Source organism: Planococcus versutus (assembly GCF_001186155.3).
In the GTDB taxonomy this organism is placed as follows: Bacteria; Bacillota; Bacilli; order Bacillales_A; family Planococcaceae; genus Planococcus; species Planococcus versutus.
In genome coordinates this window covers 2,727,232-2,739,790 of sequence record NZ_CP016540.2, presented here as the reverse complement: position 1 = coordinate 2,739,790, position 12,559 = coordinate 2,727,232, and the positions used below count along the sequence as shown (strand labels likewise).

General features: G+C 40.8%; 11 protein-coding genes. 5 read left to right on the top strand and 6 right to left on the bottom strand.

Going from position 1 to position 12,559, the window contains the following annotated elements; all coding sequences use genetic code 11:
- Positions 1 to 54: 54 nt before the first annotated feature.
- The 3 genes from I858_RS13785 to I858_RS13775 form a co-directional block, all read right to left on the bottom strand.
- Positions 55 to 912 (bottom strand): DegV family protein, encoded by an 858-nt coding sequence (locus I858_RS13785; protein ID WP_049693005.1) that lies wholly within the window; start codon positions 910 to 912, stop codon positions 55 to 57.
- A 105-nt stretch (positions 913 to 1,017) separates the two neighbouring features.
- Positions 1,018 to 1,578, bottom strand: a complete 561-nt coding sequence (locus I858_RS13780; protein WP_049693004.1) for a glycerol-3-phosphate acyltransferase — start codon at positions 1,576 to 1,578, stop codon at positions 1,018 to 1,020.
- Between the two features lie 115 nt (positions 1,579 to 1,693).
- Positions 1,694 to 3,070, bottom strand: coding sequence for a dipeptidase (locus tag I858_RS13775; RefSeq protein WP_049693003.1), 1,377 nt, complete (start codon positions 3,068 to 3,070; stop codon positions 1,694 to 1,696).
- A gap of 149 nt (positions 3,071 to 3,219) precedes the next feature.
- On the opposite strand from I858_RS13775, the gene I858_RS13770 reads away from it, so the two are divergent.
- From I858_RS13770 to I858_RS13760, 3 genes are all read left to right on the top strand, one after another.
- On the top strand, positions 3,220 to 4,470 hold the full coding sequence (locus I858_RS13770; RefSeq protein ID WP_049693002.1) for a CNNM domain-containing protein: 1,251 nt from the start codon (positions 3,220 to 3,222) through the stop codon (positions 4,468 to 4,470).
- A 192-nt stretch (positions 4,471 to 4,662) separates the two neighbouring features.
- Complete coding sequence (locus I858_RS13765; RefSeq protein ID WP_049693001.1) at positions 4,663 to 5,199, top strand: RNA polymerase sigma factor; 537 nt, start codon at positions 4,663 to 4,665, stop codon at positions 5,197 to 5,199.
- 89 nt (positions 5,200 to 5,288) lie between these two features.
- Positions 5,289 to 6,743 carry a phospholipase D family protein gene (locus tag I858_RS13760; protein ID WP_049693000.1) on the top strand — a complete coding sequence of 485 codons (1,455 nt, stop codon included), beginning with the start codon at positions 5,289 to 5,291 and terminating at the stop codon, positions 6,741 to 6,743.
- Between the two features lie 45 nt (positions 6,744 to 6,788).
- On the opposite strand, the gene I858_RS13755 is transcribed toward I858_RS13760, so the two are convergent.
- A complete protein-coding gene (locus I858_RS13755) occupies positions 6,789 to 8,354 on the bottom strand; it encodes an ABC-F family ATP-binding cassette domain-containing protein (protein WP_049692999.1) in 1,566 nt (521 codons plus the stop codon).
- A gap of 40 nt (positions 8,355 to 8,394) precedes the next feature.
- On the bottom strand, positions 8,395 to 8,577 hold the full coding sequence (locus I858_RS13750) for an SE1832 family protein (RefSeq protein WP_049692998.1): 183 nt from the start codon (positions 8,575 to 8,577) through the stop codon (positions 8,395 to 8,397).
- Between the two features lie 146 nt (positions 8,578 to 8,723).
- Here I858_RS13750 and I858_RS13745 point away from each other — a divergent pair, with 146 nt between their 5' ends.
- Together I858_RS13745 and I858_RS13740 are read left to right on the top strand one after the other, a co-directional pair.
- Entirely contained in the window at positions 8,724 to 10,547 is a 1,824-nt protein-coding gene (locus I858_RS13745; protein ID WP_049692997.1) for a cation:proton antiporter, read from the top strand.
- 141 nt (positions 10,548 to 10,688) lie between these two features.
- Positions 10,689 to 11,252 carry an NADPH-dependent FMN reductase gene (locus I858_RS13740; RefSeq protein WP_049692996.1) on the top strand — a complete coding sequence of 188 codons (564 nt, stop codon included), beginning with the start codon at positions 10,689 to 10,691 and terminating at the stop codon, positions 11,250 to 11,252.
- A 178-nt stretch (positions 11,253 to 11,430) separates the two neighbouring features.
- Here the strand turns inward: I858_RS13740 and I858_RS13735 are convergent, their stop codons facing one another.
- Positions 11,431 to 12,498 carry a nuclease-related domain-containing protein gene (locus I858_RS13735; protein ID WP_239457175.1) on the bottom strand — a complete coding sequence of 356 codons (1,068 nt, stop codon included), beginning with the start codon at positions 12,496 to 12,498 and terminating at the stop codon, positions 11,431 to 11,433.
- Positions 12,499 to 12,559: the final 61 nt, after the last annotated feature.

The window sequence follows — 12,559 nt, the reverse complement described above, 5'->3', positions numbered from 1 at the left end:
GTCGGAAAGTCTTTGAAATAAAACAGGACATAAGACTTTAGTCATTATAGTGTTTTACAAATCATCTTTTCGCCACAGCAAAGCAAGTGTTTCTTCTCCTGCATGAACGGCCAGTGAAGAACTCAAGTCGCCGATTAAAATATCCGCATCAGGAATTATTTTTAATACTTCTTGTTTTAAGCTTTCTGCTTCTTTCATAGTGTGACCGTGCATGATTTGAAAACGTCGAACGCCATAATCTTCGTGATCTTTTTGAGCATGTTTAATTAAATACTGAATGGCTTTATTATGAGACCGAACTTTATCAATCGGTTTTAGTTCACCGTCAGCTGTAAGCTGCACGATTGGTTTGATTTGTAATAAACTACCCAAATAATAGTGAGCGCCACTCATCCGGCCACCTTTATATAACTGTGATAAATTGCCGATTAAAATATAATTGCGAAAATTTGTTGTTTCTTTTTCTAATCGTTGCGCAATTTCTTCTGCTTTGAGACCTTGTTCTTCGAGCTCGAATCCTCGCTCTACTAAGCCGGACAAACCATAAGAGAGCGCTAATGAGTCAATAGCATATACTTTAAACCCACTCATCTCAGCACCTGCAGTAGAAGATGCAATCGTTCCGCTAAGCTTTGCTGAAGCATGTACGGCTATAGCACATTCGTATTGTTCTTGTAGTTTGTTATACAGCTCTGCAAATTTTCCAGCAGAAGGTTGCGACGTTTTGGGTAAACTAGTCGCTTCTTTAATGCGCTTATAAAGATCATCATTCGTCAAATCCACACCATCATCGATAAATTCTTCTGCACCGAAATGAATAGTTAATGGAACGATATACACATCTGGATGAGCTTTAAATTCTTCTGTAACAAATCCTGTGGTATCCATAATCCACGCAATTGGCTTTTTCATAAAAAAACTCCAATCTATTTAGAATAATTAGAATACAGAAACTATATCATGGATAATATTTGGACGGTAGCAATAGCTCTAAAACAAACGATTTACACGAACGGATTAGCGGAAACGACTTTTAAAGGATTTTTCAATATCTGTTTTGTGTTTAATAACAATAATAACAATGGCTATAATTAATGGCCAAACAACAATCCATACTTGAAGAATAACCGTCATGGCAACAAAGCCAGCAAAACTTGCGAGCATGCACAATGTGGCACTTTTAAACCAAGGATAAAAAGCAACAAATAAAATAAACATTGCGAGAAAGAGGTCGGGTGTTAAACAAAATGTCACACCGACAAAAGCCGCAATTCCTTTGCCACCTCGGTAGTTGAGCCAGAAAGGAAAGAGATGGCCTAAGATTACAGCTAAACCTGCTACAGCAATCGTCCAAATAGGGAAATCGAAAAAGAAGCCAATCCATACCACGAATGCCCCTTTTCCTGCGTCTCCAAGAAAAGTTAATACAAAAGCTGCTTTTCCAAGAATAGCTCCCGCATTTCTGGCCCCGAGATTGCCGCTGCGTTCTTGGCGCAAGTCGACACCTTTCCACTTGCCAATCCACCAAGCGGTGAGGAAATTACCAACCACATAGGATACTAACCAGTAAACGATCATAGCGAACCTCCGATTTAAAGCGATTAAGTAGAATAGCAAGAAAGTGGTTATGAAAAAATTTTTAACTTAACTATAAAGGCCTTCCCTGCACTTAGGGAAGGCCTTTATAAAAAGATTAGTCTAACTCAGCTACTTCGAAGAGATAGTCGCTAATGACACGAAGTCCTTTATCAAAATTCTCAAGGTGGAAATGTTCATTAGGAGCATGGAAATTTTCAGATGCTAGTCCAAAGCCCATCAATACAACCGGTAAACCTAAAATTTCGTCAAATGCAGCAACAATAGGAATCGATCCACCCATTCGTGTAAAGGCAGTGGGTACACCGTAAACTTTTTCGTATGAACGTCCAGCTGCTTGAATCGCAGGGTGGTCATAAGGTGTTAAGAACGGTTTACCTTTATCGAATTCAGTTATCTCAACCGTTACGCCTGCCGGTTTATGGGATTCTACGTGTGCTTTGAGTTTGGCTACAATATCATCTGGGTCTTGGTCGGGTACTAGACGGCAAGTGATTTTTGCGCTGGCTTCTGCAGGTAACACGGTTTTAATACCTTCTCCTGAAAAGCCTCCCGTGATGCCATTTACTTCAAGTGTTGGACGAATCCAAGTGCGCTCAACAAACGAATAGTCTTTCTCGCCAAAGTCTTCAGAAATACCAATTTCTTTTTTCTCGTGCTCTAAATCAAAATGGAGTGCCGCAAACTCTTCGCGTTCTTTGTCGGAAACTTCAAGTACATCATCATAAAAACCTTCTACTTGAATCAATCCTTCTTGGTCACGGAACGATTGCAAAATTTCTACAATTGCATGAAGCGGGTTTTGAACAGCGCCTCCATAAATGCCGGAGTGTAAATCGCCTTTAGGGCCATTGACATCAATTTGAATGCCTGCAAGACCGCGCAATCCGTAACAGACAGCTGGACGACCTGGACCTTGCATCCCTGTATCTGAAATGACGATAATATCAGACGCTAATAAGTCTTGGTTTTCTTCCACATATTTCGGAAGATTCGGACTGCCTATTTCTTCTTCACCTTCGATGATAAATTTAACATTAACTGGCAACTCGCCTTCTAATTTCAATAAAGCTTCAATTGCTTTAACGTGCATAAATACTTGTCCCTTATCGTCACTTGCGCCACGAGCGTACAATTTGTTATCGCGTACTTGCGGTTCAAAAGGAGCTGTCTCCCACAAGTGAAGAGGGTCTACAGGTTGAACGTCGTAATGACCATATACTAGTACAGTTGGCTTGCCTTCTGCGTGAAGCCAGTCTGCATAAACAACTGGATGGCCTTCTGTCGCATCAATTTTAGCATTTTCTAAACCTGCATGTTCAAATGCAGCAATTAGCCATTCGGCAGCTTGTTGCATATCTTCTTTGTGTTCAGACAGCGCACTAATAGAAGGAATACGTAAAAATGATTTTAACTCATCCAAATGTGTTTCTCGGTGGTCTTTAAAGTATTGGTCTACTGCTTGTGCATTCATCAAGATCCCTCGCTTTGTTAGATTTTCGTATAGAAAAATTATAACATACCAAGTTTTGGTTTTCGACAAGAGGAAATTGGCTATGGTATAGTGTTAAACATGGAAAGAGTTCGTAAAATTATGTGTTCATAACACTGGAGGAAGTAAATTTGTTTATAGCATTAGTTATCTTTTTGTTTATGTCGTTTTTCTTATCAGGAAGCGAAACGGCATTAACTGCAATAAATAGGATGAAGGTCCATCTTCGCGCAGAGCAGGGAGATGCAAAGTCACAAAAACTGCAGAAACTAATTGCGAAGCCGGACCGAATGATTACGACTATTTTAATTGGTAATAATATCGCGAACATCATGCTGCCAACATTGGTAACAACCATCGCGATTACAAGAGGCTGGGAAGTCGGAGTTGCGACGGCCATTTTAACTGTGATCCTTATTATTTTCGGTGAAGTATTGCCAAAAACAATTTCAGCTACGTTTGCTGATAAAGTCGCTTATATGGTGTTTCCTGTAATCAGTATTATGGTGGTTTTTTTAATGCCACTTACTTGGTTGCTAGCGCAATTCACGAATATTTTCATTCGCATCATTTCAAAAGGCACTGTAAAAGAAGCAACTATGACAAAAGAGGAATTGCGTACGATGGTTGACATTGCGTCTACAGAAGGTACGTTTGAAGAAGATGAGTCTGAGCGGATTAAAGGCGTTCTCGATTTTCCTCACAAAGACGTGTCAGATGTTATGTCAACGCATCGAACCGATACTGTGGGAATTGCTATTGACTCAAGCTATGAAGAAGTTCGCGATTTGATCTTAGATTCGTCTTATACGCGTTATCCCGTGTATGAAGAAAGCATGGATAATGTAGTTGGATTATTTTATGCAAAAAAATTAATTGAATGGTCGATGAATCCAAATTTGACGTTAGAAGAACTGATGGATGATAATCCGTTGTTTGTTGTTCAATCGGTTAGTGTAGAAACTGTCTTTAAAATGATGATGTCGAAGAAAAAACACATGGCAGTTATTTTAGACGAATACGGTGGAACACTAGGCATTGTGACACATGAAGACATTATTGAAGAAATGATTGGTCAAGATATTGAAGATGAAACAGATGAAGATGATGATGAATTGGTTTTTGATATGACAGATGACGTTTTATCGTGTCATGGTCGTCTTGAAATTGAAGATGTGAACGATATGTTCCAAGTGGAAGTACCAAACGATCACGATACCATCGCTGGTTTTGTCATGCAACAGCTAGGGCATGTGCCAGAAGAAGGCGAGCAGTTCACATACGAAAACCTTCACGTGGAAATCAATGAAATGGACAGAAATCGGATCGTCCGTTTAACAATTACGAAAAAAGATAAAAAAGAGCAAGAAGTGCTAGCCTAGAAAACTCTCTTTCCCTGTCTAGGGATAGGGATTTTTTAGTCGCAAAAAAAGTTCCCTTTATTACACAATTGTAAGGAGAATGAAAGTAGAACCGATAGAGCGAAAGGTAAAACTCCGTCAATATAAGGTTATAAGAGAAAGCGGAAGCAACAAAAGCTTCGCTCGACAAATATGACAGACGGGGGCACGATCATGGAAAATTTATATACAGAATACAATCGATACATTTATCATTTATGTTTAAAACTGACACGCAATAAAGCCGAAGCCGAAGATTTGATGCAAGAAGTTTGGTTAAAAGTAGTCCGCTACGAATCTTCTATTGCTGAAGTAGATCATGTAAAAGCATGGCTGACGACCATCTGTATGAATACATTCCGTGATCGTTACCGCAAAAACGTGCGACGCAGCAAGCATATGATTCAACAGCCTGAAGGTTTAGATGTATCTTTGCTTGATTTGATCGCTTCAGACTCAACAAGCATAGCTGAACTTCTGGAAAAACAAGACGTGTCTACAATGATTCGTCATAAAATTTCAGAGCTGGATGCGATTTACCGCACAACAATCTTGTATTTCTATGTACACCAATATTCATTAATTGAAATTGCGGATGTGATGAAAGTGTCTATTGGTACTGTGAAATCTCGATTGTTCCGAGGCAAACAACGTTTGAAGGATATGTTAATGGACGATGACCGAACGCGTGAATACGTAGTAGCGATTTAAAACAACCGAGTTTTCGGTTGTTTTTTTTATGAAAATGAGTGAGAGTTTTTCCTGCTTACTGGTTATAATAGATTAGAGGTGGGAAATTTATGAAAAAAAGAAAGTTACGACAATGGAGCAAAAGAAAACGAATTGTGATGGGCAGTATGGGAATTCTTGCATTTCTGTATATTGCAGTCATCGTCTGGCAAACATTCAAGCCTTTGCCTGAAGGAATTTCAAGTGCCGGCGAGCTCCACCGAGTAGATAGTGTGGAAATGATTTATGACTTGTCTTATGCTCAAGACAAAGAAGGAAGAAAAACAGAAAGTGAGCTGCGAATATTCAATGAAATCTATGACATGATTGACCAAGCTGAAGAATTTATCGTCATCGACCTTTTTCTATTTGATAATTATAATGATGAAAAAATAGACTTTCCAGCAGTAGCAGAGACTTTAACTGATCATCTACTGGATAAAAAAGCAGAAAATCCAGACTTTCCAATTTATTTTATAACCGACCCGTTAAATAGTGGATATGGTTCTTATGAGAGCCAGTTTTTAAGCACATTAGAAGATGAGGGAGTCGAAGTAATTATTACTGACCTCGATAAATTGCGTGATTCAACACCGCTTTATTCTGGACTTTATCGTGTGGTTTTCCAGTGGTTTGATGCAGGGGGACAAGGATGGGTGCCGAACGGCATGTCGAGTGATGCACCGGACTTAACTGTATCGTCTTATTTAAAAATGATGAACATTAAGGCAAACCATCGAAAAGCTGTCATTACTGAAAAAGAAGCAATCATCAGCTCCGCAAATCCGCATAATGCCAGCGGTTTACATGGCAATATGGCGTTTAAAGTAAGCGGACCCGTGATCAATGATGTTTTGCAGGCCGAGGAAGCCGTGTCTCGTTTTTCAGACGGACCAGATTTTCCAAGAATCGAAGCAACTGAACAACAAGGTCAGTACGAGGTTCAATACTTAACAGAGCGAAAAGTATTAGATGCAGTACTTTCAGATATTGAAAAAACAGCAAAAGGCGACACCGTTCAACTTGCCATGTTCTATATTTCAGAAAGCAGTGTGGTGCGTGCATTGACAGATGCAGCGAACCGTGGAGTGACTGTTCGTTTAATACTAGATGCCAATGCCAATGCGTTTGGAAATGAAAAAACGGGATTACCAAACCGACCTGTTGTAAACGAAATGCTGGCGGAATCGGAAAATCGTATAGAAGTGCGTTGGTACAATGCAGTTGTTGGTCAGTTCCACACCAAATCTATCATGATTCAAAAACAAGATGAAACCATCGTCATGGGCGGTTCGACAAACTACACGGAACGAGCATTCAATGACTACAACCTTGAAAGCACGTTACGCATCGAAGCGCCGAATGACAGTGAACTAACTACAGAAATGACTCAGTATTTCGATCGGCTATGGAATAACGAGGATGCGCTTTATACACTCGATGTCGAAGAATATCAAGATGATTTCAACTTTTGGCAACGTGGAATTTATGGCTTTCAAAAACTGTTTAAGTTAACGACTTATTGAAAAAATGCCTCTTCTGGAAAACCAGAAGAGGCATTTTTTCGGTTCTTAAACTTCTTCCGGTTTACCCGCAGAAATCCATTCTTCAACATCCCAGACTTTTGTTGCCAGTCCTTCGTAAAATTCAGGCTCGTGACTAACAAGTACGATTGTTCCTTTATAGGCTTGCATGGCACGTTTCAATTCAGCTTTTGCATCGATGTCCAAGTGATTCGTAGGCTCATCGAAAATGAGCCAATTGCTTTCTTCCATCATTAGTTTGCAAAGACGAACTTTAGCTTGTTCGCCACCGCTCAACTGCGTCATTGGACGTGAGATATGCTCATTTTTCAAGCCAGTACGGGCAAGTGCGCCACGTACTTGGCCTTGGTCCATACTTGGGTAAGCTGACCAAATTTCGTCCAGCGGCGTATGAGTTGGCGCTTTGACTTCCTGTTCGAAATAACTTGGCGTCAAATATTCTCCGCGCAGAACATCGCCATCTAGCGGTTTGATTTTGCCGAGCATTGTTTTGAGTAGCGTCGATTTACCGACACCGTTCATGCCGACAAGCGCAATTTTTTCGCCACGTTCGATCATAAACGTCAATGGTGGCAGAAGTGCTTTGTCATAGCCAATCGATAGCGCTTCTGCTTCTACAACGTAACGACTCGGGCTGCGTGTTTCTTTAAAAGCAAATTGCGGTTTTGCTGCAACTTCAGGCTTATCAATGCGATCCATACGATCAAGTTGTTTCTGACGCGACTTAGCACGACCCGTTGTAGAAGCACGTGCTTTGTTTTTCGCAATAAAGGTCTCGGTTTTTTTGATCATGTCTTCTTGTCTTTCATAAGCATCCAAATGCTGTTGCTTGCTTAGTTCTGCAAGTTCAATAAATTTCTCATAAGTTGCTGTATAGCGAGTTAAACGTGAAAATTCCAAGTGGAAAATGACGCTCGTAACACTGCTCATAAATTCCGTATCATGTGAAATCAATAGGAAGGCATGTGGGTAGTTTTTTAAATAGTTAACAAGCCATTGAATATGCTCCTCGTCGAGATAGTTGGTCGGCTCATCTAATAGCAAAACTTTTGGCTTTTCAAGAAGCAGTTTGGCAAGCAACAGTTTTGTGCGCTGCCCACCAGAAAGAGCTTCCACGTTGCGATCAAGTCCAATTGCATCCAGACCCAAACCACGTGCGATGTCTTCCACTTTGCCGTCGAGTGTATAGAAATCACCAGCATCCAATGCATCTTGTGCTTCAGCCATTTGCTCAAGCAATTCTTCTAATCGTTCAGGATCTGCATCGCCCATTTGCATCGCAACGTCATTCAGTTCTGCTTCTTTCTTATACAGAGGCAAAAAAGCGTCTTGGAGCGTTTCGCGAATTGACCGTCCTGGTTGTAATTGCGTATGTTGATCTAAGTAACCATAATGCGTGCGTGGCTGCCATTCAACGCGTCCATCATCATGAATGATTTTTCCTGTTAAAATATTCATCATTGTCGATTTACCGACACCATTGGCTCCGACTAACCCTACATGTTCACCTTCGACCAATCGAAAGGATACATCGTTAAATAGGGTCCGGTCACCGAACGTGTGGCTCAAATTTTCTACTGTTAATAAACTCATTTAATAAATTCCTCCATTATCATCATAAAAAAAAACGCGGTTACAGATCCGCGAGTTTTTTGTTTAATTCCGCAAGTTGTAGTTCCATTTTTTCTAAACGTAATTCTGCCTTCTCTACCATGCCGTCGTGTCCAGTCGTCTCTAGCTTTTCGATATCGCCTTGATGACGAACATAATCCATCTTCAGCTCAGCAATTGCATATTCCAATTCCCGCTTGTTCACAAAATCACCCTTATTTTTCTACCATTGTAACACAAAAGCAGAAAAGTTGAATGCATGACGATTTTCATTCAGTATATAATACTTGTATACTGCCAAAAAGAACAAAAAGGAAGTGACCTGTTATTGATACTTTGTTATTCGATTTAATGCTCATTATTTTCTTAGGAGTGCTTTCCCAATGGGTTGCTTGGCGTCTTCAGCTTCCTGCGATTGTTTTGATGTCCATTGCTGGACTTCTTGTGGGACCTGTTTTTGGTGTGATTGATCCTGCTAAAAGTTTTGGAGAATTATTTGATCCATTCGTTTCACTAGCAGTTGCCATCATCTTGTTTGAAGGTAGTTTAAATTTAAATTTTAAAGAAATCCGCACTTTCAATAAACCCATCTTACGGATTGTGACAATCGGCGCGTTTATTGCTTGGATTGCTGGGTCGCTTGCAGCACATTATATTGCAGGTCTTTCACTTGGTGTCGCATTTGTCATTGGTGGATTATTTATTGTGACAGGACCGACTGTTATTTTGCCCATGCTTCGACAAGCCAAGTTAAAGTCGCGTCCTGCAGCCATTTTGAAATGGGAGGGCATTATCGTCGATCCTTTTGGTGCATTACTTGCTTTGTTCGCGTTTCAGTTTGTATTGTTTGCTATTGGAGCTGAAACAGCCGGTGCTTTTGGACTGTTTTTCTTAGCTTCTCTATTTGCTGTTGCACTTGGAGCTGGGGCTGGTGCGTTGATGGGAATGATGTTTGAAAAAGGACAAGTTCCTGAATTCTTAAAAGCGCCAATGGTTTTTGGCGTCGTGTTACTGACTTTTGTTGTTTCGGATATTGTTATGCACGAAACAGGGCTGTTAGCAGTGACAGCCATGGGGATGATCATGGCTAATATGAACATTGCTTCAATTAACGATATGCGTCATTTTAAAGAAAATATTTCCGTCTTGCTTATTTCCAGTATTTTCGTCATGTTGACCGCTTCGTTAACGATCGAAGTGTTAGTTAGTATATTCAATTGGCAAGTAGTGGCTTTTGTACTAGCAATGTTGTTTGTCGTTCGCCCACTTTCTATTTGGCTGTCGACGATTGGCACCGACTTGACAATTCAAGAAAAAACGCTGGTTGGTTGGATTGCACCGCGCGGCATTGTGGCGTTAACAGTTTCGGGTTATTTCGCAGGTGTTCTTTTGGACGCTGGATTTCAAGATGCGGAATTGCTAACAGCACTGACCTTCGCTTTAGTGTTTTCTACTGTAATTGTTCACGGTTTTACGATCGGCTGGGTAGGCAAAAAATTAGGACTTGTAGCAGCAGTTGACCCAGGTGTCATCATCATTGGGGCAAGCCGTTTTGCGACACTTCTTGGAAAAGTCTTATCGGATTTTGAAAAAAGCGTGTTGATTATTGATTCTTCGTGGGGGCGCTTGCAAGAAGCACGTCACGTTGGATTAAAAACGTATACAGGAGAAATTTTGTCTGAACACACAGATTACGAAGTAGATTTAACGCCTTATGAAACAATGCTAGTCGCGACAGAAACAGATGCTTATAACGCATTGGTCGTTAATAACTTTGTTCCAGAGATGGGTCGTGCGAATCTTTACCAAACTGCGATTCAAGAAGGAGATCCAAACGACTTTCACTCTTCGCTAAGTGGTCGAACTTTGTTCGGGGAAGATTGGAGCATTTACGAGTTGGAAATGAAAGCAGCAGAAGGCTACACGATGCGTAAAACACAATTGACGGAGCAATTTACGTACGAAGACTTTAAAGTGAAATGGGCAGATGATACGATTCCATTGTTTGTTCATTTCGCACAAGGCAAAATTGAGTTTTTCGCACAAAACAACAAACTCGAGCCAAAAGCGGGCGATACAATTGTAAGCTTTACCGCTGCTGCTCCTGAGTCTGACCGGACAAAAGAACGCATAGAAAACAAACGCTCTAAAAATGGAACTCAGACTAAAGAATGAAGTTTTTCTCTTAAAAGTAAGTTTGGTACGTATTGTCAAACAGGGTTTGTTATGATGAAGACAAACGAATGTTTTAACGTTGCCTACATAAATGTAGATTGCCAGCTTGGCACTTACGTATTTTAAGGAGGACATCAAATTATGAAGGTTTTATTAGTAGACGGAACAATTATCGGCAGCAAAACTGGTGCCATCTTAGAACAAGTTCAAATTTACATCAACAAAGCAAATCCAGAAATGGAATTAAAACTATTGAAGCTGGCCGACTACGATCACCAATTCGTCGATGGTCGAAAGCTTGAAGAATACAATGAAAGTATGCAAGAAATGGTTCATCGCTTTGAAGAGGCAGATGGCTACATTATCGCAACTCCTATTTTCCAAGGATCGATTCCAGGCGTTTTGAAAAATACATTTGACATGTTGCATCCGCGTGCGATGCGTTACAAACCGGTATCTATCGTAGCAAACGGCGGTACGTACCAACATCACTTGGTCATCGAAAATCAGCTCAAGCCAATTCTTGATTATTTCCGTTGCCTGGTGACGCCAAATTATGTATACACACATACTAGCCATTTTGATGAAACCAATGCGATTATTAGCGAAGATGTTCACAACCGCTTGCGTGAATTGGCACGCGTTTTTGTGCAATACGCCGAGATGAGTAAGCATTTGTCGAAAGAAACATTAGATAATCATTAAACGAAACCTCCCGGGTGTGGGAGGTTTCTTCTTTTTGGATTTTACTTGAAATAGATTAATAATTTATTCCATTTATTGGACTTACTGTCGAGGTAAAGCGAAATACTGTCGGAATGTACCGGAATACTGTCCGAATTCGATCACATACTGTCCAAATCACAAAAATACTGTCGAAACGCTAAAACACCTCCGGAATCACATACTGCCGATCTTTAAAACTACCGTGATACGGCATTTTCGTGCTGGTTAATAGCTTTGAAGCAATCGATGGCGACGTAATTCCGGTAAAATCGCGAAACTCTCGGTTGCTGATCGTCGGTTTGACCAAACTGCGGTATTGCCTGAGCGCATCCAGATGCGCGATAAGATCAAAATGCTGACAATCCTGACAACGCCACTTTCCACCACGATAATGCAATACGCAACGTGGACAGTTGGGACACAATACGCCAGGCGAAAACGAATCTGTCAGTCCGAGTGAGATAAATGGTTTTATTGAGTGAAGCGTCAGTATGTTTTGTGCAAGTGTCTCAGTTTTTTTCTTGGACAATATATCGCGTGGGTAGCGAATCGCTAATTGTTCCATGAGATGTGGCAGTCCAGAAGACTGAATCATGATGCGACTGCCTGCGCGAGATTGAATCACAGACGATGGGTACGTAAAAATGATGGCGCCGACAACAGGCAGCTGGATGCGTTGCTTGCGTAAAAATTGTTCCAGCCACTTTTCGTGGCGGCGCAATTGATCGTCTGGATTGTGCATGCCGTCAATGGTGCCGTCTTTATTGGTTCGAGAAAATTGCCTTAAGGTAGGATCGAAATTGAGTAAGCCGGAAATGCTTTTGATTTCCAAAGCCAATACAAATCGACTAGTCACAAGAACACTATCAATTTGATGGGAAGACTTCTCTTTTTGGATGAATAAGTCGTGGATGAAATAATGCGGCAACGAGAGCTCAATTTCGTGCCAAAAGGAGTCTACGCGCAATTCACCGTGGTATCCGGCTGTAATGCGTCGAAGTTTTTCTGTCCAGTGGGCATGTTGTGGATGACTAGTGGGTGTTCGTTGAAGCAAACTTTCCAGTTGGAAAATTTCAGGGGGCTTGGTGCGCGTTTTAATGATCAATCGATCCTCTCCTTTATGTGAAATTACTTTTAATATAGCTAGAATGTGCGTGTTGTGCAAGTGGAATTTGAAGTTATTGGAAGTACTGTCGGAGTGGATTGGAATACTGTCCAAATACACTAGAATACTGTCCAGATTCGACCAAATACTGTCTAAATTCGAGAAATACTGTCTCCCCCAA